The sequence below is a fragment of the Magnetospirillum sp. LM-5 genome (assembly GCF_902729445.1).
Classification (GTDB): domain Bacteria; phylum Pseudomonadota; class Alphaproteobacteria; order Rhodospirillales; family Magnetospirillaceae; genus Magnetospirillum.
This window is the reverse complement of sequence record NZ_CACVCE010000001.1, coordinates 209,666-232,302: the sequence shown is the minus strand read 5'-3', so window position 1 is coordinate 232,302 and position 22,637 is coordinate 209,666. Positions and strand designations below refer to the sequence as shown.

Here is a 22,637-nt window from a genome sequence, read left to right as displayed (position 1 = left end):
GGCGGTCAGCGCGCCTGGCGGGTCAGGCGGGACTTCTTGGTGCGGGCCTCTTCGGCCAGCTTGACCAGATATTTCAGGCGGATGGTCAGGTGCACCGCTTCGTCCAGATTCTCGCCGTTGATGGCGGCCGAGATGTGGCACTGGCACGACAGGACGTCGGTGTCGGCGGCGGCCGACAGCTTGGTGATGGTCTCGACGCTGTCGGCCTCGGCGATGGCCTCGCGCTTTTCCATCTGCTCCATCAGCAGGCTTTTGTCGCTGATGGTGCCGCACGCCGTCAGATCGACCTTGTGGCCCATCAGCTCCAGCAGATAGGCCGCCCGCTTCAGCGGGTCCTTCAAGGTCTCATAGGCCTCGTTCAGGGCGGTGGCCTGCGATTGCGACAGCGCCCGTTCCTTCGGCGTCTTGGCGGCGAAGCGGTCGGGATGCAGCCGGCGCTGGAAGCCGAAATATTGCTTTTCCAGCTCGTCCAGATCGATATCGAAGGTGGCCTTGATGCCCAGCCGGGTGAAATGATCCACCGGCCCCGGCCCTTGGACGGCGCCACAGACCGAGCAGAACAGGGCGCGTGTCGCCACCGGCCCCTTGCAGGACCAGCACGGCATCAGTGCGGGCATCGCCTGGGCGGTCATGTCCATCAGACGTGGAAGGACTCGCCGCAGCCGCAACGACCCTTTTCGTTGGGATTGCGGAACACGAAGCCCGACTTCATCTGCTCTTCCACCCAGTCCATCTCGGTGCCGAAGACGAACATCGCCGCCTTGGGATCGATCAGCACGGTGACGCCTTTCTGTTCGACCACTTCGTCGAACTGAGTCTTCTCGTCGGCATATTCCAGGGTGTACTGCATCCCCGAGCAGCCCTTCGAGCGCACGCCGATGCGGATGCCGGCCGACGGCTTGCCGCGCTTGGCCAGCATGGCCTTGACGCGGTCGGCGGCGGCATCGGTCAGGATGATGGGCGTCTTCATGTCCATACGCAGGTCCCCTTTCTTTCCGGTCAGCCGGCGGCCTGTTCGGCCTCGTCCTCGCCCTGGCCGGACTTCTTGCGATAGTCCGCGATGGCGGCCTTGATAGCATCCTCGGCCAGCACCGAACAATGGATCTTGACCGGCGGCAAAGCCAGCTCGTGGGCGATGTCGGTGTTCTTGATGGCCGCCGCCTCGTCCAGCGTCTTGCCCTTGACCCATTCGGTCACCAGCGAGCTGGATGCGATGGCCGAACCGCAGCCGAAGGTCTTGAACTTGGCGTCCTCGATGATGCCTTCGGGGCTGACCTTGATCTGCAGCTTCATGACGTCGCCGCAGGCGGGCGCCCCCACCAGACCGGTGCCGACATCGCCGGAATCCTTGTCCATCGAACCGACATTGCGGGGATGTTCGTAATGGTCGACGACCTTTTCACTGTAAGCCATGGAAACCTCCAACCTGACCGGCCTAAACCGGAATCATTCTAGAATAGCACGAAAGCGCTTATCAATGCTCGGCCCATTGGATCGACTTGATATCGACTCCTTCGAGATGCATGTCCCACAGCGGGCTCATGGCGCGCAGATGCTCGACCGCCTCGGCGACATGGCCGATGGCATAGTCGATGTCGGCCTCGGTGGTGAAGCGGCCCAGGCCGAAACGCAGCGAGGTATGGGCCATCTCGGCATCCAGGCCCAGGGCACGCAGCACATAGGACGGCTCGAGCGAGGCCGAGGTGCAGGCCGAGCCCGACGACACCGCCAGATCCTTGACCCCCATCATCAGCCCCTCGCCTTCGACGAAGGCGAACGAAATGTTGATGTTGCCGGGGATGCGCTGTTCCAGGTCGCCATTGACATAGATTTCCGGCAGCCGCGCCTTCAGGCCGTTCAGCAGGCGGTCGCGCAGCATGTGCAGGCGCTCGCCCTCGGCCCCCATCTCGGCCTTGGCCAGGCGGCAGGCCTCGCCCAGGCCGACGCACAAGGGCGTCGCCAGCGTGCCCGAGCGCATGCCGCGCTCTTGCCCGCCGCCATTGATCATCGGCACCAGACGCACGCGCGGGCGACGGCGGACATACAGGGCGCCGATGCCCTTGGGACCATACAGCTTGTGACCCGAAATGCTCATCAGGTCGATGTTCATGGCGTTGACGTCCAGCGGAATCTTACCCACCGCCTGGGCGCAATCGGTGTGGAAGAAGGCGCCCTTCTTGCGGCAGATGGCGCCGATGGCCGCCAGCGGCTGGATCACGCCGATCTCGTTGTTGACGGCCATCACCGAGACGATGGCGGTCTTGTCGGTCACCACCGCTTCCAGTTCGGCCAGATCGATCAGGCCGTTGGTCTGCACCGGCAGATAGGTGACGCGGAAACCTTCCTGTTCCAGGTGGCGGCAGGTGTCCAGCACGCATTTGTGCTCGGTGACCACGGTGACGATGTGGTCCTTCTTGTCCTTGTAAAAATGGGCGACACCCTTGATGGCCAGATTGTTCGACTCGGTGGCACCCGAGGTGAAGATGATTTCCTTGGAATCGGCGCCGATGATGTCGGCCACCTGCTCGCGGCCGATCTCGACCGCTTCCTCGGCTTCCCAGCCGTAACGGTGATTGCGCGAGTGGGGATTGCCGAACTTCTCGAAGAAGTAGGGCAGCATCTTCTCGACCACGCGCGGATCGCACGGCGTGGTGGCTTGATAGTCGAGATAGATCGGCTGTCCAGGAGCCCGGGCAAGAGTGGTGTTGGTCATCCGTTCGATCCCTTTTGCTTCACGCGGCCTTGGCCGCCTGTTTAACGTCCAGTCCCTTGCGGCCCGCCAATTCGGTCCAGGCGTTCAGGAACAATTCGATCTCGGTCTTGGTCGTGTCCGGCCCCAGGCTGACCCGGATCGCCGAACCGGCCCATTCGGGCGCCAGCCCCATCGCCTTCAAGACATGGCTTTCGCCCACCTTGCCCGACGAACAGGCCGACCCGGCGCTGACCATCAATCCGGCCAAATCCAGCGCCATGACCTGCAACTGCGCGGCCACGCCGGGCAGCACCAGGCAGGTGGTGTTGCACAGACGGGCCACGCCTTGCGCGACCACGCGGGCCGCCGGCACCCGGGCGAGGGCTTGGGATTCCAGATGATCGCGCAAATCACTCATCTCTAATATGGTATCCTTGCGCAGGATGTCATCGGCGGCGACACCGAACCCGACGATTCCGGGAAGATTCTCGCTCCCCGAGCGCCGACGTCGCTCCTGCCCTCCACCAAGCAAAAATGGTGCCATCGGAAAGTCGGGGTTTTTCAACGCCAACGCGCCGCATCCGGGCAACGCGCCCAGTTTGTGAGCCGACAATGTCAGGAAGTCGACATCCAGGTCCGACATCGACAAAGCCAGCCGGCCGGGGCCTTGGGCGGCGTCGCAATGGACCAGGGCCCCCAAGCGGTGAGCCAGGCGCGCCACCTCGGCGACCGGCTGGATCACCCCGGTTTCGTTGTTGGCCAGCATCACCGAGACGATCGCCGGCTGGTCGGATTCGGCCAGCAGGCGTTCCAGTGCCGCCAGATCGACGATGCCGTCCTGGTCCACGGGGATGATGTCGGTGGCATAGGCCAGCACCGACGGATGCTCGACCGCCGAGGCGACGATGCGGGCCAGCCCGCACCCTTTCAGGGCCAGGGCATTGGCTTCGGTGCCGCCCGAGGTGAAGACGATTCCGCCGGCCTGCCCGCCGACCAGGGCGGCGACCGACATGCGCGCCGCTTCCAGCCGGGCACGGGCGGCACGGCCGGCGGCGTGGACCGAGGATGGATTGCCGGCCTCGCGCAAGAGGTCCGCGACGACCGCCACCACCTCGGGCCGCGCCGGTGAGCCGGCGTTATGATCGAGGTAAGCCGAAACCGTCACGGTCAATCACGCTCCTTTCTACTGGGCCGCCACCGAGCCGGAATTGCCGTGGAACATGCCCGAACTGCCGAGGATACGGCGCTCGCACACGTCGGACAGCGACACCGACGACAGGTACAGGTAAATCTGGTTGCCCAACTCTTCCCACAAATCGTGGGTCAGGCAGCGGCCCTTGTGGTGGTGGCAGCCGGCCGGCGAACCGGGCGAACAGCGGGTGGTCTGGATCGGCTCGTCCACCGCCAGGATGATGTCGGAAATGCGCAACTGAACCGGGGTGCGGGCCAACAGATAGCCGCCGCCGGGACCGCGCACGCTTTTCACCAGGCCGCCCTTCCTGAGCTTGCCGAACAGCTGCTCGAGATAGGACAGCGAGATTTCCTGGCGCTCGGCGATGTCGGCCAAGGCCACCGGACTTCCCTGGGAATGGCTGGCCAGATCGACCATCGCCATCACGGCATAGCGCCCTTTGGTGCTGAGTTTCACGTCTTCGTCTCCCGAGATGGCGGAACCTTGCTTTGGGCCCCGCGCCCGTTGTCGTTACTGCTGCGAGGATGCCGAGAGGGAGCCTTCCTCCTCGTCCTCGCCATGATGGGCCGCGATCACCCGCGGCTTGCGACGGCTGGTGCCGTTCTTTGATTTGGTAGCTTCCAGCTCGGCTTCCAGGTCGCCGACCCGTTCCAGCAGGGCGCCGACCTGGGCGCGCAGCGAATCCACCGCGCGCGCCACCGGATCGGGCAAATTCTCGTCTTCCAGACCATAGGCGCAGAAGGTCGGCTCGCCCTCTTTCGCCTTGCGAAGCACCATGCGGGCCGGGATGCCGACCATGGTCGCGCCCGCAGGCACCTCGGTCAGCACCACGGCGTTGGCGCCGATGCGCGCCCCCTTGCCGACGGTGATCGGCCCCAGCACCTGCGCGCCCGAGCCGACGATCACCCCGTCTTCCAGGGTCGGATGGCGCTTGCCCTTGTGCAGCGAGGTGCCGCCCAGGGTGACGCCGTGATAAAGGGTGACGTCGTCGCCGATGATCGCCGTCTCGCCGATCACGACGCCGGTGCCGTGATCGATGAACAGCCTGCGCCCGACGGTGGCGCCGGGATGGATTTCGATGCCGGTGAACACCTTGCCGATGTGCGACAACACGCGGCCCAGCAGACGCAAGCCCTTGCCCCAGCACCAATGCGCCAGGCGATAAATCAGCAGCGCATGCAGGCCCGGATAGCACAAGATGACTTCCAGCCACGAATGCGCCGCCGGGTCACGGCTGCGGATCGACGCGATATCTTCTTGAAAAGACTTGAAATCCATGGCGGGCAATATGCTAATCTTCCGGCTCGGTCGCGGCAGACCACGGCTTGGGGGGATACCGGCCAAGGTTCTGCAGCGAACGAAAGTGAATATAGGATGTCCGACCAGGCCGGTCAACCATGACCGACCCCAATCCATGAAGGCCTCGATAAGTCTCCGACATCGACGGTGGGAGATTCCCGCCGGTCCCGGCCGGAGAATGCAACGAAGCTGAAGTCAGGGGATACGATGCCCGAGGTTATTTTCAACGGACCAGACGGCCGCCTTGAAGGCCGCTATCACCATTCCAAGGTTCCCAACGCTCCGATCGCCTTGTTGCTGCACCCGCATCCGCAGCATGGCGGCACCATGAACAACAAAGTCGTCTATGGGATGTACCACACCTTCGTTCGGCGTGGTTTCTCGACGCTTCGCTTCAATTTCCGCGGCGTCGGGCGCAGCCAGGGCAAGTTCGACAACGGACAGGGCGAATTGTCCGATGCCGCCTCGGCGTTGGACTGGATGCAAAGCTACAATCCCAATGCCGGCGCCTGCTGGGTCGGCGGTTTCTCGTTCGGGGCCTGGATCGGCATGCAATTGCTGATGCGCCGGCCGGAAATCGACGGCTTCATCTCGGTGGCGCCGCCGGCCAACATCTACGACTTCACCTTCCTGGCGCCCTGCCCGTCCTCGGGTCTGATCGTCCATGGCAGCTCGGACGAGCTGGTGCCCGAGCCCAGCGTCGCCAAGCTGGCGGCCAAGCTGGGCACCCAGAAGAACATCAAGGTCCGCTATCGCACCGTCGAGGGGGCCAACCATTTCTTCGGCGCGCACATGGACCCCTTGAACGAGCTGGTCGACCAGTATCTGGGCGAATCGCTGGACGGCGCCACCCGCGCCGAGCCGGCTCCGGCCCTGGCCGCCGCCCTGCCCTGACCGTAAGACCGCGTTCCGTCATGGCCGGGCTTGACCCGGCCATCCCGAGCGGACCCCCGGGTCAAGCCCGGGGGTGACGGACAGAGAATAGGGCCGTCCCTGGTGTCCTGCCCCCGAAATTCGCATCGCGAATTCCGGGGATGAGCAGGCCACACACGAGGGACGGCCCGTTTCGTTTGGATCAATAGCGCGGCGGCACGGTGGCATAGCCGCGCGGTTCCGGCGGGCTCCAGCTGGGCTGGTTCCAGCCGCCGCCCCACGCGCCGCCTTGCGGAGCGCCGTAAGCCGGCGGCGGCGCATAGTTCCACGCCTGGGGCGCGCCATAGCCCTGGGGGGCGCCATAGGCCGGCGCCGGGGCATAATGCTGATAGGGCTGCGGCCCATAGGAATAGCGCGGCTGCTGTTGGGCGGCATAGGTGCGGTCGGCGCGATCGAGCGAGGCGCCGGCTTCCGAGCCCATCCAGGCCCCCAGCAAGGTGCCAAGCGCCGTGGTGGCCAATTGCCCCTTGCCCTTGCCGAACTGCGAGCCGGCCAGGGCGCCGCCGGCACCACCCAGCACGGCGCCGCCGGTCTGCTTGCTGATGCCGAAACCGTCGCCACCCGGCTGGGCGCAGGCGGCGAGAGACAGGGTCAACGCGGCCGCCACCAGAATCTTGCGCATGATGTCCTCCATGGTCGGGACCCCATGTCGGAAGGTCCCATGGACATCCTATAATACGCCCGGATGGCCGAATTATGGCAGCCCAAACGAAAACGCCCGCCGTTGCCGGCGGGCGTTGGTTCGCGCCAGTGGCCCTTGATTATTCGGCCGAGCCTTCGCCTTCCTCGTGGAATTGCGGCGCCACCGTGCCGGCACGCGGCCGGGCCAGGGCGACGGCCTTTTCCAGTTCCGCCTCGGTGCACAGGCCCAGGGTGACGGGATTGCGCGGCTTGATGTTGGTGGCGTTCCAGTGGGTCTTTTCCCGCACCGACTGGATGGTCGGCTTGGTGGTGCCGATCAGCTTGCACAGCTGCGGGTCCGACAGTTCCGGATGGTGCTTCAGCAGCCAGGCGATGGCGTCGGGGCGGTCCTGACGCTTCGAGACCGGAGTGTAGCGCGCCCCCTTGGGCTTGGCGCGCGGCTGCGGATAGTCGGTGATGTTCAGCTTCAGGTGGGCGTCCTGATCGGCTTCGCAGCGCTCGATCTCGGACTTGGACAGCTGGCCGTTGGCGACCGGATCCAATCCGACGATGCCGGACGCGACTTCGCCATCGGCGATCGCCTGCACTTCCAGGGCATGCAAGCCGCAGAAATCAGCGATCTGCTCGAAGCTCAGAGCCGTGTTCTCGACCAGCCAGACGGCAGTTGCCTTGGGCATGAGCGGCAGGGCCATGTATCTCTCCATCTTGGGGCGCCCGTGCTGGTGGGCGCCGACAATCAATTCCATGTGCGCCGTTGTTATAGGGGAGTGGTCAGCCCGGGTCAAACCGTCAACACGATCTTGCCGATATGGGCATTGGATTCCATCAGCCGATGCGCGTCGGCGGCCTGGGCCAGGGGGAAAGTGGCGTGCACCACCGGGCGGATGGTACCGGCCTCGATCAGCGGCCACACCTTGTCCTTCAGCCCTTGCGCCATGCGGGCTTTGGCATCGTCCGATTGCGGCCGAAGGGTCGAGCCGGTCAGGGTCAGACGCTTCAACATCACCGGCATCAGGTTCAGTTCGGCACTCGACCCCTTCAGGAAGGCGATGTTGACCAGCCGGCCGTCGGCGGCCAGCGAGCGGATGTTGCGGGCCATGTAATCGCCGCCGACCATGTCCAAGATGACGTCCACCCCCTTGCCGCCGGTCAGGTCCTTGATGGCGGCGGCGAAATCGGTGGCGGTGTAGTCGATGGCGTGGTCGGCCCCCAGCGCGCGGCAGGCGGTGATCTTCTTCTCGCCCGAGGCGGTGGCGAACACCGTCGCCCCGAAGGCCTTGGCCAGCTGGATGGCGGTGGTGCCGATGCCCGACGTGCCGCCATGGACCAGGAACTTCTCGCCCGCCTTCAACTGGCCGCGCTCGAACACATTGTGCCAGACGGTGAAGAAGGTTTCCGGCAAGGCCGCCGCCTGCACCAGATCCAGCCCGGCCGGAACCGGCAGGCAATGGCGCTGGTCGGCGGTGACGTACTCGGCATAGCCGCCGCCGGCCACCAGGGCGCACACCGTCTGATCGGTGCCGACAACGGTGCCGGCCACTTCCAGCCCCGGCAGGTCCGAGGCCCCGGGCGGCGCCGGATAGGCGCCCTGGCGCTGCAGCACGTCGGGGCGGTTGATGCCGGCCGCCGCCACCTTGATCAACACCTGCCCCGGCCCCGGCTGCGGCACGGGCCGGGTGGCGGGCTTCAGCACCTCGGGCGCGCCCGGTTCGCTGATCTCGATGCAGGTCATGGTGGTGGGCAGGGTCATGGTCGAAGCTCTTTCCGGGCCTGTTTCGCGCCGCGACAATCTGGTACGGTCACGGGAATATGGCAAGTGGCGCCGGAGGTTCCGATGGATTGGGACGAACCCGAGAAGAAGAAAAAGCGGCTGGAACCAGCCAATCTCGAGGTTTTGGGGGTCGCCGAACTGGGCGAATACATCGCCGAACTGGAAGCCGAGATCGCCCGCGCCCAGGCCGCCATCGCCGCCAAGAAGAATGTCCGTGCCGGCGCCGAGGCGCTGTTCAAGAAATAACCAACGGGGGGAATGACCATGTTGAAGGGACGCACCGCCATCGTCACCGGCTCGACCAGCGGCATCGGCTTAGGCATCGCCCGGTCGCTGGCCGCCAAGGGGGCGGACATCATGCTGAACGGCTTCGGCGACGCCGCCGAGATCGAGGCGATCCGCGCAGGCCTGGAAGCCGAATTCAAGGTCCGCGCCCTTTATAACGGCGCCGACCTCGCCAAGGCCGACCAGTGCGAGGCGCTGGTCAAGGATGCCGAGACCCGGCTGGGCCGCGTCGATATCCTGGTCAACAATGCCGGCATCCAGCATGTCGCCCCCATCGACGAATTCCCGCCCGAGCGCTGGGACGCGGTGATCGCCATCAACCTGTCCTCGGCCTTCCACACCATCCGCGCCGCCCTGCCCGGCATGAAGGCGCGCGGCTGGGGCCGGCTGATCAATGTCGCCTCGGCCCATGGGCTGGTGGCCTCGGTCAACAAGGCGGCCTATGTCGCCGCCAAGCACGGCCTGATCGGCATGACCAAGGTGGTCGGCCTGGAATGCGCCGAGACCGGCATCACCTGCAACGCCATCTGCCCCGGCTGGGTGCTGACGCCCCTGGTGCAAAAGCAGATCGACGCCCGCGCCGCCGCCCAAGGGGTGTCGGTGGCCGATGCCGGCCGCGACCTGTTGTCGGAAAAGCAGCCGTCGAAGCGCTTCACCACGCCCGAGCAATTGGGCGACACCGCCGTCTTCTTGTGCTCGGACGCGGCCTCGAACATCACCGGCACGTCGCTTGCGGTGGATGGCGGCTGGACCGCGCAATGACCAAGCCCGCCCCCCTGACCAAGGCCGATTTCCGCTATTTCGTCGATATCCAGACCCGCTGGGCCGACAATGACATGTTCGGCCATGTCAACAATGTCGAATATTACCGCTTCTTCGAAATCGCCGTGGTCGATTTCCTGATGGGGCCGTGCCAACTGGACCTGTTCAAGGCCCCGGCGGTGCCGTTCGCCGCCGAAAGCAAATGCCGGTTCTTCCGGCCGCTGTCATGGCCGGAAAAGGTGGTGGCCGGCATCCGGATCGAGAAGCTGGGACGGACCTCGGTGACCTATGGGATCGGGCTGTTCGGCGAAGGATCGGATCAGGCGGCCGCCGAAGGCCACTGGGTCCATGTGTTCGTCGGTCGCGCCGATCAGCGCCCCACCGACATCCCGCCAGCCCCTCGCGCCGCTTTCGAGGCGCATCTGGCGTGATGCCCTGAACCAATCGACATTCAGTCGGCAAGGGCGGACTTTCAGACACAGATGAACACAGAACCCCGCTTCGCGGGACACAGATGAAAGAAAATTATCTTCTTTCATCTGCGTTCATCTGTGTTCATCTGTGTCTGCAATTTCTTCCGTGACGACATTCCGGCAAGACATGCCCAGGATACCGCCCCCCCTAATCTTTTTCCCGCTTCAGCAGCACGCGGACGTCCGGCGTGTGGTCGAAATTGTCCAGTCGCCAGCCGATATCCTCGACCCGATAGACACGGCCGGAACGTGCGCGGATAAGATTGCCAATCCGGCAGGGGATATCCGCCTCGAAATAATGGTTCACTTCAGTCTTGTCGAAAGACTCTGTAATGACGAACCGCATGACACCCACCATGTCTTACGTTTAACCCCTATTCATCATTATGCCTCCACTTTAGAGTGATTTCAATATTTTCAATTTTATCGATTTTTTCACTGTATTCGCAAACAAAACGCCCGGAGCCATTGCTGGCTCCGGGCGTTCGTACGACGGCGATCAGGCCGCCTTGTCTTCGGCCGGCGGGCTTTCAATCAGCCGCGGGCGTTCCTTCATTTCGATGGGGATGCTGCGCGGCTTGGCCGATTCGGGGATTTCCCGCTTCAGATCGACATGCAGCAGGCCGTTCACCAGGGCGGCACCATCGACCAGGATGGTGTCGGCCAGTTCGAAGCGACGTTCGAACGAACGTCCGGCGATGCCGCGATGCAGGTATTCGGCGGGCTTTTCCTCGTGGCGGCTCTTGCCGGTGATCACCAGGGTATGGTTGGTCACGGTGACGTCCAGGTCGGCTTCGGCGAAGCCGGCCACCGCCATGGTGATGCGGTAATGGTCGTCGTCCAGCTTCTCGATGTTGTAGGGCGGATAGGCCAGCGTCTGGTCGTCCAGACGGCCGGCGGCATCCAGCATCCGCGACAGATGGTCGAAGCCGATGGTCGAGCGGAACAGGGGGGAGAGATCAAAAGCACGCATGTCCAGTCCTCCTTCTCGAAGCAACCAGAATTGAGCTGGCGGGCCATTGGCCGCCCGTGCCGTCCCCCAGGGACCGGACAGCGGCCAATCCCGCGCGAAGTGCCGGTTCCGGCCACCTCGCACCATCGATTTAGGATGGATTTTTGGGCCGTCAAGTCCCCGCCCCTTGCCGGTCGGAACCGGCATTCCCACCTCGGAAAAGATGGGCATCACACGGGATTTCGGCCATGCAACACCCGGCTTTCGTGCGCAAGACCTATGCCGAGACCCTGGACCTGCTGGTCGAGGCCCGCAATTACCTGGGCCTGGCCGGCCCTTCGGTCGGCCGGTCCCCCATCGAGTCCGTGGTCGGCTTGCGCCATTCGTGCGAGGCGCTGCGGGTGACCGCCCGGCTGACCAGCGTGATGGCCTGGCTGATGATGCAACGCGCGATCCAGCGCGGCGAAGTGGCCGAGGAGCAGGCGCTGGCGGGAGCCGCCTGGCTGGACGGCGACCCGGTCTGCCTGACCGAGGCCGACGAACCGCTTCTGCCGCAAGGGCTGCAAAGCCTGCTGAGGCGCAGCCTGCTGCTTTACGTCCGGGTGTCGCGGATCGAGGAACGCCTGCGCCAGGTGGCGTGAGCAGGCCGGCTACTTCCAGGGAATCTCGTAAAGGGGGATGGCGTCCTTGAAGCCCTTCATGTGCTTGGCGCCGACGGCGCGGAAGCCGGCCTTGGGCTTGCCCGACAAATCCATCACCGAGGCGGTGCACAGGATTTCGTCGGTATTGGTGGCGGCGCAGACGCGGGCCGCCAACTGAACGGTCGAACCGAACAGATCGTCTTCCTCCTGGATCGGCTCGCCGGCATTGAGGCCGATGCGCAGATGCAGTTCCTGGCTGGGCATGCGCTGGTTATGCTCGGCGACCTGGCGCTGCATGGTCACCACCGCGTCGATCGCGCCGGCGGCGGAATAGAACGACGCCATGATGCCGTCGCCGGTATGCTTGACCTCGTTGCCGCCATACTTGGCCAGGGCGTTCCTGACGATCAGATTGTGGCGGCGCACGATTTCCTGGGCGGCTGCGTCGCCCCGCTGCTGGGTCATGTCGGTCGAGCCCACCATGTCGGTGAACAGCACCGTCATCATCTGCTTCTTGGTCTCGCCGCCCTTGCGGTTCCAGTTGGTGAAGACGTCGCGCAGGCCCAGATGGGCGCCGTCCTCGTCGCCCAGCAGGAAGTTGCCCATGGCGTCGCGGCCGGCCTGGACCACCGACAGATAGCGCGGCTCGCGCAGATATTCCGGCAGCTTGTCATGGAAGCCCTCGGCCAGTTCGCCCTTGGTCCCCAGCCGATCCAGGGCCTGGGCCAGCAATTGCCGCCGGCCGGAGCTGGAAATCTTCCTGAACTCACCCAGGGATTCGATGGCGCCGGCCAGATAAAGGTGCAGGGCGAACTTGTTGTAGGCGTCCATCTCGATGCGGTTGGCGCGGCAGAAATCCATCGCGCCGTCGAGATAGCGGCGCACCGCGCCGGCCTGCGATTCGGCCGACTGGCCGCTGACTTCCTCTTTTTGCGGTTTGCCGGATTCGGCCTCGCGCGATGGCTGCGACATGATCTCGGGCAGGGCTTCGTCGGCGGGCGGCAGGATCGGCGGGAAGTCGTCATCGGCGAAGGCCGGCAGGTCGTCGTCCTTGTCGGCGATCAGCGGCAGGTCGCGCGCCGCCTCGTCGGCCAGCTTGTCCACCGACTTCTGCAACTGGCTGTCGCGGCGGGGCGCGCGCTGTTTGCCCCACGACAGGTTGGGCGCGCCGAAGGTCGGCACCTGGGCGCGGCGCGGCATGAACTTCATGCCCAAGGGCACCGCCGTCATCAGGAAGGTCAGGGCGAACACGGCGACCAGCAGCTGGTTGTAGGCCGCTTCCGAGATCGACATCGAAAAGCCCATCTTCCACAACAGCACGATCGCTTCCGGCGTGACCTTCAGCGCCAGCATCGATACCGCCAGCGACAGGGCGCAGATGCCCATCAGGCGGACCAGGATCTGCCGCAGCTTGGCGGCATCCTCGATCTCGGACGCGGTCTTCTTGCGCTGGGGCGCGGGCGCCGGTCGGGCGGCGGCCTTGGCGGCCGGCTTGGCGGCCGCCTTGCCCGAGGATTTGGGCTGGTCGCGCTCGCCGGATGACGATGCGCGGGCCTGGGCCGGCTTGGGCGGAGCCGGCGGCGGCTTGCCCGAACCGACGCCCGAGCTGACATAGACGTCGGCTTCCTCGAAGGCGTTGTTGTCGGTGTAATAGGTTTCGCGGAGGACCTTGACCTTGATTTTCAAGGCCTGCTCCAGCTCCTTGGCTTCGGCAATCGCGGTTTCACGCTCGGTACGTGGGAACCGTGCGTGCAGCATCCAACCCCGGCCTTCGAGGACGTAAACCTCGTAATGGACGATGATCATGACGTCTGCTTACCCGCTCTTCTGATCCGCTCCAGCGAACCAATCCCCCGGTTGCTGTACCCATTTCACCGGGATAAGTCTATCCCAAAACGGCAATAGGGCCGCCAGTCCAAAAGACTGGCGGCCCTAAAAATCGTCCGTGATCGGGCCTGACCGGCCCGCAAGTATCAGGACTTGATGCCGAAGCTGGCAAAACGCTTGTTGAACTTGGCGATCTGGCCGCCGCTGTCAACCATGCGATGCACACCGGTCCAGGCCGGGTGCGACTTGGGGTCGATGTCCAGGCGCAGGCTGTCGCCTTCCTTGCCCCAGGTCGAACGAGTCTTGAACTCGCTGCCGTCCGTCATGACCACGTTGATTTCGTGGTAGTCGGGATGAATGTCGTTCTTCATGGCGTCCTGCTCCGCAAATCGAAGGCGCCTCTATACAGAAAAGCCCAGGCCTTCGCAAGCGCTCGAACGGAAAAAAATGCGATCAGCGCGCAGCGGGGATCGGCGGGGCGGCGCCCAGGCTGACCCGGACGGCAGCCAGCAGGTCTTCGCGGCCGAACGGCTTGGGCAGGAAATGGGTGATGTCGGTCCCCTTGACCGCGTCGCAGGCGCCGCCGCCGGGCACCGCCAGGACGCGGGTCCCGGTAAAGCCGGCCGGGCTGACATTGCCGTCGGCAATGAGCAGATCGGCCGGGCGACGGGTGTGGCGCGACAAGGCGTCAACGCCATCGTCGGCGACATCGACCTCGTATCCGGCGGATTCCAGGATGGTCTTCAGCGAATGGCGCAGGCGCAGTTCTGATTCCAGCACAAGGATGCGGGTCATGGTCGTCTCCCCAGACTTCTTTTGGGCCGTTTGGCCGCTTGGTTGCCTCCAGTATCACCATCCGGACACAAATACGCAATCACCGTGATGACGAAGCGCGCCCAAGGCGATACCATTCGGCCCAACTGTGAAAGCCCAAGGAACCACACCGATGACCATGGATCTCAGCCGTTTCAACACCTTGGCCGACGACACCATCGAAGCCATCGCCGACACGGTCGACGACCTGCTGGGCGACAAGATCGACGCCGACCTGCAGGGCGGCATCCTGACCATGACCATCGGCGGCGGCGGCGGTCAGTATGTCGTCAACAAGAACGGGCCGATGCGCCAGGTGTGGCTGGCCTCGCCGGTCAGCGGCGCCTGGCATTTCGAATGGGACGATTCGGGCCATTGGCTGTCGACGCGCGAGCCGAAGCTGGCGCTTGACGCCATCCTGGCGCAAGAGCTGAACGACCGCTTCAAGGTGGCGATCGCATTCTGACAGGCTCGAGCGCGGAAGGGACGCTAGTCGTCGCCCCACACTCCGTCATGCCCGTGCTTGACACGGGCATCCCCGTGGTGCCGAACAAAATCGAATGAAGACAGTGCGTTATGCGGATGCGCGTGGATGGCCGGGTCAAGCCCGGCCATGACGGAAATGGGATCTAGGCTTACTCCGGCCGGACCAGGACGTGACGCTTCTTGCCGGCGGTCAGCTTCAGCACGCCGTCCTTCAGGTCGGCGCTCGCGATAATCTGGGCCGGGTCCTTGATCGGCTGGTCGTTCAGGCGACCGCCGCCTTGGCTGATCAGGCGCCGGGCCTCGCCGTTCGAGGTCGCCAGTCCGGCCTGGACGAACAAGGCGAACGCGGTGATGCCGGCCGCCAGATCGCCGGCCGCCACCGACACCGTCGGCAGGTTGGCCGACAGCGCCCCTTCCTCGAAGGTCTTGCGGGCGGTCTCGGCGGCTTCGGCCGCGGCCGCCTCGCCGTGGGCCAGGCGGGTGACCTCGCCGGCCAGGATCTTCTTGGCCTCGTTGATCTCGGCGCCCTGCAGGGCCTCAAGCTTGGCGATCTCGGCCAGCGGCAGCTCGGTGTAGAGCTTGAGGAAACGGCCGACATCGGCGTCCTCGGTGTTGCGCCAATACTGCCAGAAATCCCACGGGCTCAGCATGTCGGCGTTCAGCCACACCGCGCCGTTGGCGGTCTTGCCCATCTTGGCGCCCGAACTGGTGGTCAGAAGCGGGCTGGTCAGGCCGAACAGCTCGGCCCCATGGACGCGCCGGCCCAGTTCCACGCCGTTGACGATGTTGCCCCACTGGTCCGAGCCGCCCATCTGCAGCACGCACTTGTTGCGCGCCCACAGCTCGGCGAAATCGTAGGCCTGCAGGATCATGTAGTTGAATTCAAGGAAGGTCAGCGGCTGCTCGCGCTCGAGGCGCAGCTTGACCGAATCGAAGGTCATCATGCGGTTGATGGTGAAGTGGCGGCCGTAATCGCGCAGGAAGCTGATATAGTTCAGCTGGTCCAGCCAATCGGCATTGTTGACCATCATGGAATCGGTCGGACCGTCGCCGAAGCTCAGATACTTGGCGAACACCGTCTGGATGCCGGCCATGTTGCGGGCGATATCCTCGTCCGACAGCATCTTGCGGGCTTCGTCCTTGCCGGTCGGGTCGCCGATGCGGGTGGTGCCGCCGCCCATCAGCACGATCGGCTTGTTGCCGGTCTTCTGCCACCACCTGAGCAGCATGATCTGCATCAACGAGCCGACATGCAGCGACGGCGCGGTGGCGTCGAAGCCGATATAGGCCACCGCCGGCCCCTCGCCCAGACGCTTGTCCAGCGCGTCGAGGTCGGTGCACTGATGCATGAAGCCGCGCTCGGCGACGACCTGCAGGAATTCGGAGCGGGGAGAGGTCATGGCTTCGACCGATCGTTTCTGTTGCTTGCCCAAAGGCGGCCCCTTTAGCACAATCGGCGCTTTCTCACAACGACGCGGGCGACCATGCTGGCCTTGGGACTGATGAGCGGGACCTCGCTGGACGGCATCGACGCCGCCCTGGTGGCCACCGACGGCGAGAGTGTGGAAAGCTTCGGCGCCGCCGCCACCTTCCCCTATGACGAGGATTTCAAGAAGGCCCTGCGCCAAATCCTGGGAGGCTTCGGCCCGGTCGCCGAAATCGAGCGGCACCTGACCCACCTGCATGCCGAGGCGGTGGCCGGGCTGCTGGCCAAGGCAGGGCTGGAAACAACGGCGGTCGACATCATCGGCTTCCACGGACATACCATCCTGCACCGGCCCGACCAGCGCCGCACCTGGCAGATCGGCGACGGTGCCCTGCTGGCCCGGCTGACCGGCATTGGGGTGGTGAACGATTTCCGTTCGGCCGACGTCGCCGCCGGCGGCCAAGGCGCGCCGCTGGTGCCGGTGTTCCACCAGGCGCTGGCCGCCGGGCTGGCGAAGCCCTTGGCGATCCTGAACCTGGGCGGGGTCGGCAACGTCACCTGGCTGGGCGAAGACGGTGCCATCCTGGCCTTCGACACCGGCCCCGGCAACGCCCTGATCGACGATTGGGCGCTGGCCCATACCGGGCGGGCCTGCGACACCGACGGCGCCCTGGCCGCCCAGGGCCGTGTCGATACCGGCGCCCTGGACCGCTTCGCCAGCCACCCCTATTTCGCCCGCAAGCCGCCCAAGTCTCTGGATCGCGACGATTTCCAGGCCTTCGCCCGAAAGCTGGTCGCCGACCAGGACGCCGCGACCGGCGCCGCCACCCTGACCGCCTTCACCGCCCGGGCGGTCGCTTTGGCGCGCCACAGGTTCCCCGCCCCGGCCGCGCGCTGGCTGGTGTGCGGCGGCGGCCGGCACAACCCGGCCCTGATGGCCGCCCTGACCCGCGAACTGGGCATCGAGGTCGAGCCGGTGGAACGGGTCGGCTGGAACGGCGACGCCCTGGAGGCCCAGGCCTTCGGCCTGCTGGCGGTGCGCTCACGACGCGGGTTGCCCCTGACCCATCCCGCGACCACCGGCGCACCTTTTTCGTGCAGTGGTGGAAGATTTCACTCTGCCTGAGGTAAAGCCCGTATCGACTTTGTTAAGGCCTGGTGTCTAGGCTAGCCGACCATCGAAGGCTCGGGAGGAACCGATGAAGGTGCTGGTCGCTGCCGCCATTCTGATGCTGTCGATGCTGGCGCCGTCGGCCCGGGCCGATCAGGTCTCGGCGATCGCGGCGGTGCGCGCACAGCCCAAGGTGATCAATGCCCAAGCCGACAATTCCGGCACCATCTACGCCTTCGTCAAGGCCGACAAGGCGGCATGGGACCAGTATGCCGCCTATCTGTGCCAGGTGATCAAGCCGCACCAGGCCCGCATCTTCCACATCCGCATCGTCGATGTCACCAAGGCCAATTTCAGCCAGAATCCCAACAATTGGCCGCGCCTGGGCGAATCCGCCTGCGGGAGATAATACCAACGGTCGAAACCTTCGACCGTTGGACGGCCGCAAGTGCGGCCGCGCGCCTTATGGCGCGAAAGCCAAGGCGGACGGAGGTCCGCCGCCCGGCGCGTGAGGGCGCCGTAGTGACGGACCGAAGGTCAGGCATTACGGCCGCTGGTATAACAAGCTTACTCCGGCTTCTTCGGGGTCAGCGCCTTGGGATTCCAGCCCTTGACCGCCACCGGCTTGCCGCTTTGCGAGCGCATGACCCGGGGCCGCACCACCTGATCGGCCGACGGCGCCGCCCCCTTGGCCGCCGCCTCGCCCTGGTAGAACTTGACCATCTCGGTGAAGGGGATTTCCTCGTTGGGGCCCTTGTTCATCGCCGCCGCCACCGCCGGATGGTCGTTCAACCGCTTGTTGAGCTGGTCGGCCGAGTACTGACCGAAGCGGCGCCAGATGCTGTCGAGGAAATGGGCGGCCTGGTCGGGCACCGGATTGCCTTCCAGATGCGGCGGCCGTCCATAGGCGAAGGCGTGGAACACGGTGGGCTCGACGGGGCCGAAATTGTCGGTGACGAAGGTCGCCGGCATCAGCTTGCGGCCCGGATAGGCCACGGTGTAATAGGCCTGGGCCAGGAACATCAGCCGATGCAGCTTCTGCGGCTGAATGTATTCGCGGTCGTTCAGCGCGCGGTCGGAAAACCAGATCACCACATCCAGGCATGATTTGATGGCGAACTGCATGATTATCTCCGCCAGCTTTTCAGACGCTTGGCCGCCAGGGCGATGTCGGCGGTGGCGCCCGCGAACGAAAAGCGCAGGGTCCGGCTGCCGTGGAACGGATCGAAATCGGTCCCGGGCGTGACCGCCACCCCGGTCTCGGCCAGCATGCGCTTGCAGAATTCGGGGCTGTCGTTGGTCAGCTCGGCCACATCGGCATAGAGATAGAACGCCCCGTCCGACGGCGCCAGCCGCGTAAAGCCGGCCTTGGGCAATTCTTCGCGCAAGATGTCGCGGTTGACGCGATAGGTGGCGACGCGGGCGTCAAGCTCGTCGATGCAGTCGAACACCGCTTCGGCGGCCAGTTGCGACAGGGTCGGCGGCGAGATGAACAGGTTCTGCTGCAGGCACTCGACCTCGCGCGCCAGGTCGGCCGGCACCACCATCCAACCCAGCCGCCAGCCGGTCATGGCGTAATATTTCGAGAAGGAATTGACGATCAACGCATGGGGGGCGATGCCGGCGGCGCTGGCCGCCGCCCCTTCATAGGTGATGCCGTGATAGATCTCGTCCGACACCAGGCGGACCTGATGGGTCTCGCACCAGGCGGCCAGCTCGGCCAGCTCGGCGGCGGACAGCATCGACCCGGTCGGATTGGAGGGGCTGGCCACCACCACGCCGTCCAGCCGGCCGGGCACCGCTTCCAGGATCGGCACGGTCAATTGCCAGCGCGATTGCTCGCCCACCTGAACCGGCACGCACTCGATTCCCAGGGCGGTCAAGATATTGCGATAGGCCGGATAGCCGGGTGCGGCCACCGCCACCCGCGCCCCCTTGGGGAAGGCCGCCAGGAAGGCCAGAACGAAGGCCCCCGACGACCCGGTGGTCACCGCGATCCGCTCGGGCTCGACCGTCACCCCATAGGTCTGGCGGTAATGGCCGGAAATTCTTTCACGCAAGGAAGGAAGCCCCAGCGCGTCGGTATAGCCCAGCCCATGGGACGACAGCGCCGCACGGGCGGCCTCCAGCACCCGGGCCGGGGCCTGGCCCGAAGGCTGGCCGACTTCCAGATGCAGCACGTCGCCGCCGGCCGCCGCCCGTTCGTTGGCGGCGCGCATGACGTCCATGACGATGAACGGATCGATCTGCCCCTTCAGGGCGTTATGAAAGGCCATGTCAGTCCTTGCCGACCACCGCCGACAACCCCGCCCCACGCGGGTCGGCGACCGCCCGGCAGGTCGTGAAGCCGGGCTTGCCGGAATCGCATTGCAGGGCGTTGACCCGGGCCGGGATCGGCGTCGCCCGCACCTCGTGGCCGCGCTTGGTCAGCGGTTCGGGGTTGCCGCCCTGCTCGGCCGGCTCGATGGCGGTGGTGTCGGGATTGCCGGAATGGTGGACACGCGGGGCGGCGACAGCGTCGGGCAGCTTGCGGCCCTCGACCTGGGCGGCCAGCAGCACCTGGGTCAAGGCCGTCGGCGCGGTGATGCCGCCGCTGGGCGAGGCGGCGAAATGCGCCTCGTTGACATGGGGGTTGACGACCACCACCGGGCCCAGGCCGGCCGGGCCGGTATTGTGCCCGGGCGAGGCCGCCAGCACCATGCCGGTGCCCGGGGCCACCTTGCCGATCCCGAACAGGCCGTTGGTGCTGACGTTGCAGGCGATGGTGTTGCCGCGTCCGTCCATCACCAGCAGGCCGGCGGCCTGGATGGCGTCGGCCGGCTTGTTGGCCTCGACCGCGACGTGACGGGCCGGATTGTAGCCCGCCAGCAGACCGGCCACCCGGTCGGCATTCAACAGACCGGCGGCCTGTTCGTTGGGCCAGCCGTCGGGCCGCATCCAGCGGGCGCGATCGGAAAAGGCCCGGGCCGAGGCCTCGGCCATCAGGTGCGGACGTTCTTCGGCGGCGACGTCGGCCCACTTGCCGACCAGGGCGGCGGTCAGTTGGGCCGCCACCGCGCCGGCCACCGCCGGCGGCGGGGCGAAATGGGCGACGTCATGGCCGACCTTGACCTGCATCGGCGCCACCCATTCGGGCTTGACCGCGCGCAGGTCTTCGGGCGTCAGCGAACCGCCGGCCTGGCTCACCGCCTGGACCAGGTCGCGCGCCAAGGTGCCGGTGTAGAAGTCGCCGGGTGAGCGCCGCACCCGGGCGATCAGGCTGGCCAGGTCGAACTGCACCAATTCCTGGCCCTCGGCCAGCGGCCGGTTGTCGGGGAAGAACAATCGACGCGCCCCCGGGTCGGTGGACAGGGCCTGGGCGGCGCGGTTGAAGTCGTTGGCGAAGGCGCGCGAGGTGGGCGTGCCCAGGCGAGCCAGCTTCTCGGCCTCGTTCAGCAGGCCTTCCCACCTCATTTTGCCATATTTGGCGTGTAGGGCATAAAAGCCGCGCACATTGGCCGGCACGGCCGTCGGCACCCGGGCCTGGCCTGCGGCCGCCGACGGGCGGGCCATGAATTCCAGCGCCTCGGTGGTCTTGGAATCCTTGTCATGGACCACACAAACGCCGCCGCCGCCCAGGCTGGCAGTTGACGGAAGGGTGACGGACATCGTGAAATACATCGCGACCATCGCATCGGCGGCGGTGCCGCCGGCCGACAAAACGTCGCGGGCCACCAGGACGGCTCGCGGCTCGTCGGCAACGGCGACGCCACCGAAGCCCTTGACGTACCCGATGGTGCCGACCGGCTTGCCGCCATCGAAACAGGCCGAAAGGCCGGTCGCCAGAAGGGCCGTGAGGATCGCACGGTTGAAACGACGAGACCCATTCGACGGAGACCAAGGCTTGCTCACGCGCATCATCCTTCTTTCATTCCTGGTGCTGACGCTGATGATGCCCGGGGCCGCCCATGCCCAGCAGGGCCAACCCAAACGCAGCTTCATCCGCGACGCGGAGGTGGAAAATACCATCCGCACCTTCACGACGCCACTGTTCCAGGCGGCCGGCCTGGCGCCCGATTCGGTGCGCCTGCATCTGATGGTCGATCCGTCGCTGAACGCCTTCGTCGCCGGCGGGCTCAACATGTTCATCCATACCGGCCTCTTGATCCGCGCCGAAAGCCCCGGCCAGTTGATCGGCGTGCTGGCCCACGAAACCGGCCACATCGCCGGCGGCCACCTGGCCCGCATCCAGGATGCCGCCGGCAACGCCTCGACCGAGGCGCTGATCGGCATGCTGCTGGGCGCCGCGGTCGGCGCCGCCACCGGCCGCGCCGATGCCGGTGCCGCCGTGATGATGGGCTCGCAGGAACTGGCGGTGCGCAACTTCCTGACCTACACGCGGGGCGAGGAATCCTCGGCCGACCAGGCGGCGCTGCGCTTCCTGGACGGCACCGGCCAATCCTCCAGGGGCCTGGCCGAGTTCTTCGAGATCCTGGGCGACCAGGAATTGCTGGTGACCACCCGCCAGGACCCCTATGTCCGCACCCACCCGCTGACCCGCGATCGTATCTCGGCGGTCCGCGACCATGTCGCCAAATCGTCCTTCTCCAGCGTCCCGCCCCGGCCGGAATGGGTCGAGATGCAGCGGCGCATGCGCGGCAAGCTGTTCGCCTTCATCGAACCGCCCTTCCGCACCCTGACCCGCTACAAGGACAATGATGCCAGCCTGGAAGCCCGCTATGCCCGCGCCATCGCCCTTTACCGCAAGCCGGACATGGCCGCAGCATTGCCGGCCGTCGAGGCCCTGCTGGCCGAGCGCCCCAACGACCCCTATTTCTGGGAGCTGAAGGGGCAGATGCTGTTCGAGAACGGCCGTGGCACCGAGGCCCTGGCCCCCTATGCCAAGGCCGTCGAGCTGTTGCCCGAAAGCGCCCTGATGCGGATCCAGCTGGCCCAGGTCCAGATCGAGCAGGAGGACCCCGCCCTGCTGGCCGAGGCGCAAAAGCACCTGGCCCTGGCGGTCCACCAGGAGCCCGACAACCGCACCGGCTGGCGCCTCTTGGCCATCGCCCACGGCCGCGACGGCAACGAGGGCATGGCCGCCTATGCCATGGCCGAGCAGGCCCTGATCGAGGGCCGCCTGCCCGACGCCAGCTTCCACGCCGGCAAGGCCGAGCGCCTGCTGCCCAAGACCGGCGAAGTGTGGCTGCGCATCCAGGACATCAAGGAGCGCGCCGCCCAGGCCGTCGACGAGCAGAAGGGCCAGCGGCGCCGGCGCTAAATTTCAATCCTTTGTTGCCCGCCGTTCGGCCTTGGGCCAATATGCCGCCACACTGTTTGCAGGAGTTTCTCC

At 65.8% G+C, this 22,637-nt stretch carries 28 protein-coding genes; 9 read left to right on the top strand and 19 right to left on the bottom strand.

The window, feature by feature from the left end; genetic code table 11:
• Positions 1–5: 5 nt before the first annotated feature.
• The 7 genes from hscB to cysE form a co-directional block, all read right to left on the bottom strand.
• Positions 6–638 (bottom strand): Fe-S protein assembly co-chaperone HscB, encoded by a 633-nt coding sequence (gene hscB / locus MTBLM5_RS01180; RefSeq protein WP_254430850.1) that lies wholly within the window; start codon positions 636–638, stop codon positions 6–8.
• Positions 638–976, bottom strand: coding sequence for an iron-sulfur cluster assembly accessory protein (locus MTBLM5_RS01175; protein WP_068499817.1), 339 nt, complete (start codon positions 974–976; stop codon positions 638–640). Before MTBLM5_RS01175 ends, hscB begins: the two co-directional genes overlap by 1 nt.
• Before the next feature lie 23 nt (positions 977–999).
• A complete protein-coding gene (gene iscU, locus MTBLM5_RS01170; protein WP_068499820.1) occupies positions 1,000–1,413 on the bottom strand; it encodes a Fe-S cluster assembly scaffold IscU in 414 nt (137 codons plus the stop codon).
• Positions 1,414–1,474: 61 nt separating this feature from the next.
• Positions 1,475–2,713: an IscS subfamily cysteine desulfurase gene (locus MTBLM5_RS01165; protein ID WP_173973969.1), complete on the bottom strand. Its 1,239-nt coding sequence runs from the start codon at positions 2,711–2,713 to the stop codon at positions 1,475–1,477.
• 19 nt (positions 2,714–2,732) lie between these two features.
• Positions 2,733–3,857 (bottom strand): cysteine desulfurase family protein, encoded by a 1,125-nt coding sequence (locus MTBLM5_RS01160; protein ID WP_173974054.1) that lies wholly within the window; start codon positions 3,855–3,857, stop codon positions 2,733–2,735.
• Positions 3,858–3,875: 18 nt separating this feature from the next.
• The gene (locus tag MTBLM5_RS01155) at positions 3,876–4,340 is read right to left on the bottom strand and encodes an Rrf2 family transcriptional regulator (protein ID WP_068499826.1); all 465 of its coding nucleotides are present in this window, start codon (positions 4,338–4,340) and stop codon (positions 3,876–3,878) included.
• Positions 4,341–4,394: 54 nt separating this feature from the next.
• Positions 4,395–5,162 carry a serine O-acetyltransferase gene (gene cysE, locus MTBLM5_RS01150; protein ID WP_173973968.1) on the bottom strand — a complete coding sequence of 256 codons (768 nt, stop codon included), beginning with the start codon at positions 5,160–5,162 and terminating at the stop codon, positions 4,395–4,397.
• Between the two features lie 228 nt (positions 5,163–5,390).
• Here cysE and MTBLM5_RS01145 point away from each other — a divergent pair, with 228 nt between their 5' ends.
• Positions 5,391–6,077 carry an alpha/beta hydrolase gene (locus tag MTBLM5_RS01145; protein WP_173973967.1) on the top strand — a complete coding sequence of 229 codons (687 nt, stop codon included), beginning with the start codon at positions 5,391–5,393 and terminating at the stop codon, positions 6,075–6,077.
• Between the two features lie 181 nt (positions 6,078–6,258).
• Here MTBLM5_RS01145 and MTBLM5_RS01140 read toward each other — a convergent pair whose 3' ends face one another.
• The 3 genes from MTBLM5_RS01140 to MTBLM5_RS01130 form a co-directional block, all read right to left on the bottom strand.
• Positions 6,259–6,738 carry a glycine zipper 2TM domain-containing protein gene (locus tag MTBLM5_RS01140; protein WP_173973966.1) on the bottom strand — a complete coding sequence of 160 codons (480 nt, stop codon included), beginning with the start codon at positions 6,736–6,738 and terminating at the stop codon, positions 6,259–6,261.
• A gap of 139 nt (positions 6,739–6,877) precedes the next feature.
• A complete protein-coding gene (locus tag MTBLM5_RS01135) occupies positions 6,878–7,450 on the bottom strand; it encodes a DUF1013 domain-containing protein (protein ID WP_173973965.1) in 573 nt (190 codons plus the stop codon).
• 89 nt (positions 7,451–7,539) lie between these two features.
• Positions 7,540–8,508 (bottom strand): NAD(P)H-quinone oxidoreductase, encoded by a 969-nt coding sequence (locus MTBLM5_RS01130; RefSeq protein WP_173973964.1) that lies wholly within the window; start codon positions 8,506–8,508, stop codon positions 7,540–7,542.
• A gap of 84 nt (positions 8,509–8,592) precedes the next feature.
• On the opposite strand from MTBLM5_RS01130, the gene MTBLM5_RS01125 reads away from it, so the two are divergent.
• From MTBLM5_RS01125 to MTBLM5_RS01115, 3 genes are read left to right on the top strand one after another with little or no spacing between them, the layout of a single operon-like run.
• Complete coding sequence (locus MTBLM5_RS01125; protein ID WP_068499838.1) at positions 8,593–8,775, top strand: DUF1192 domain-containing protein; 183 nt, start codon at positions 8,593–8,595, stop codon at positions 8,773–8,775.
• 18 nt (positions 8,776–8,793) lie between these two features.
• Complete coding sequence (locus MTBLM5_RS01120; RefSeq protein ID WP_173973963.1) at positions 8,794–9,576, top strand: 3-hydroxybutyrate dehydrogenase; 783 nt, start codon at positions 8,794–8,796, stop codon at positions 9,574–9,576.
• Entirely contained in the window at positions 9,573–10,007 is a 435-nt protein-coding gene (locus tag MTBLM5_RS01115) for a thioesterase family protein (protein ID WP_173973962.1), read from the top strand. Before MTBLM5_RS01120 ends, MTBLM5_RS01115 begins: the two co-directional genes overlap by 4 nt.
• Positions 10,008–10,197: 190 nt before the next feature.
• Here the strand turns inward: MTBLM5_RS01115 and MTBLM5_RS01110 are convergent, their stop codons facing one another.
• Both MTBLM5_RS01110 and MTBLM5_RS01105 read right to left on the bottom strand, forming a co-directional pair.
• Positions 10,198–10,395, bottom strand: coding sequence for a hypothetical protein (locus MTBLM5_RS01110; RefSeq protein WP_173973961.1), 198 nt, complete (start codon positions 10,393–10,395; stop codon positions 10,198–10,200).
• A 153-nt stretch (positions 10,396–10,548) separates the two neighbouring features.
• Entirely contained in the window at positions 10,549–11,022 is a 474-nt protein-coding gene (locus MTBLM5_RS01105) for an Hsp20 family protein (protein ID WP_173973960.1), read from the bottom strand.
• 227 nt (positions 11,023–11,249) lie between these two features.
• Between MTBLM5_RS01105 and MTBLM5_RS01100 the strand changes: the two genes are divergently transcribed.
• Positions 11,250–11,642, top strand: coding sequence for a DUF1465 family protein (locus MTBLM5_RS01100; RefSeq protein WP_173973959.1), 393 nt, complete (start codon positions 11,250–11,252; stop codon positions 11,640–11,642).
• A 9-nt stretch (positions 11,643–11,651) separates the two neighbouring features.
• On the opposite strand, the gene MTBLM5_RS01095 is transcribed toward MTBLM5_RS01100, so the two are convergent.
• The 3 genes from MTBLM5_RS01095 to MTBLM5_RS01085 form a co-directional block, all read right to left on the bottom strand.
• Complete coding sequence (locus MTBLM5_RS01095; RefSeq protein WP_173973958.1) at positions 11,652–13,448, bottom strand: adenylate/guanylate cyclase domain-containing protein; 1,797 nt, start codon at positions 13,446–13,448, stop codon at positions 11,652–11,654.
• Positions 13,449–13,615: 167 nt separating this feature from the next.
• The gene (rpmE, locus tag MTBLM5_RS01090; RefSeq protein ID WP_173973957.1) at positions 13,616–13,840 is read right to left on the bottom strand and encodes a 50S ribosomal protein L31; all 225 of its coding nucleotides are present in this window, start codon (positions 13,838–13,840) and stop codon (positions 13,616–13,618) included.
• Between the two features lie 82 nt (positions 13,841–13,922).
• Positions 13,923–14,264 (bottom strand): response regulator transcription factor, encoded by a 342-nt coding sequence (locus MTBLM5_RS01085; protein ID WP_173973956.1) that lies wholly within the window; start codon positions 14,262–14,264, stop codon positions 13,923–13,925.
• Positions 14,265–14,415: 151 nt separating this feature from the next.
• On the opposite strand from MTBLM5_RS01085, the gene cyaY reads away from it, so the two are divergent.
• Positions 14,416–14,748, top strand: a complete 333-nt coding sequence (cyaY, locus tag MTBLM5_RS01080; RefSeq protein WP_173973955.1) for an iron donor protein CyaY — start codon at positions 14,416–14,418, stop codon at positions 14,746–14,748.
• A 169-nt stretch (positions 14,749–14,917) separates the two neighbouring features.
• Here the strand turns inward: cyaY and tyrS are convergent, their stop codons facing one another.
• On the bottom strand, positions 14,918–16,168 hold the full coding sequence (gene tyrS, locus MTBLM5_RS01075) for a tyrosine--tRNA ligase (RefSeq protein ID WP_173973954.1): 1,251 nt from the start codon (positions 16,166–16,168) through the stop codon (positions 14,918–14,920).
• Between the two features lie 84 nt (positions 16,169–16,252).
• Between tyrS and MTBLM5_RS01070 the strand changes: the two genes are divergently transcribed.
• Together MTBLM5_RS01070 and MTBLM5_RS01065 are read left to right on the top strand one after the other, a co-directional pair.
• Positions 16,253–17,320, top strand: a complete 1,068-nt coding sequence (locus MTBLM5_RS01070; RefSeq protein WP_173973953.1) for an anhydro-N-acetylmuramic acid kinase — start codon at positions 16,253–16,255, stop codon at positions 17,318–17,320.
• Between the two features lie 73 nt (positions 17,321–17,393).
• Positions 17,394–17,714 (top strand): ZinT/AdcA family metal-binding protein, encoded by a 321-nt coding sequence (locus MTBLM5_RS01065; RefSeq protein ID WP_173973952.1) that lies wholly within the window; start codon positions 17,394–17,396, stop codon positions 17,712–17,714.
• Between the two features lie 158 nt (positions 17,715–17,872).
• On the opposite strand, the gene MTBLM5_RS01060 is transcribed toward MTBLM5_RS01065, so the two are convergent.
• Genes MTBLM5_RS01060 through MTBLM5_RS01050 form a run of 3 tightly spaced genes read right to left on the bottom strand, consistent with a single transcriptional unit; the run spans position 17,873 to position 21,202 of the window.
• Positions 17,873–18,430: a hypothetical protein gene (locus tag MTBLM5_RS01060; RefSeq protein ID WP_173973951.1), complete on the bottom strand. Its 558-nt coding sequence runs from the start codon at positions 18,428–18,430 to the stop codon at positions 17,873–17,875.
• 2 nt (positions 18,431–18,432) lie between these two features.
• A complete protein-coding gene (locus MTBLM5_RS01055; protein ID WP_173973950.1) occupies positions 18,433–19,581 on the bottom strand; it encodes a pyridoxal phosphate-dependent aminotransferase in 1,149 nt (382 codons plus the stop codon).
• A 1-nt stretch (position 19,582) separates the two neighbouring features.
• On the bottom strand, positions 19,583–21,202 hold the full coding sequence (locus tag MTBLM5_RS01050; protein WP_371813993.1) for a gamma-glutamyltransferase: 1,620 nt from the start codon (positions 21,200–21,202) through the stop codon (positions 19,583–19,585).
• Between MTBLM5_RS01050 and MTBLM5_RS01045 the strand changes: the two genes are divergently transcribed.
• Positions 21,189–22,565 carry a M48 family metalloprotease gene (locus MTBLM5_RS01045; protein WP_173973948.1) on the top strand — a complete coding sequence of 459 codons (1,377 nt, stop codon included), beginning with the start codon at positions 21,189–21,191 and terminating at the stop codon, positions 22,563–22,565. The genes MTBLM5_RS01050 and MTBLM5_RS01045 overlap by 14 nt on opposite strands.
• The last annotated feature ends 72 nt before the right edge of the window (positions 22,566–22,637 follow it).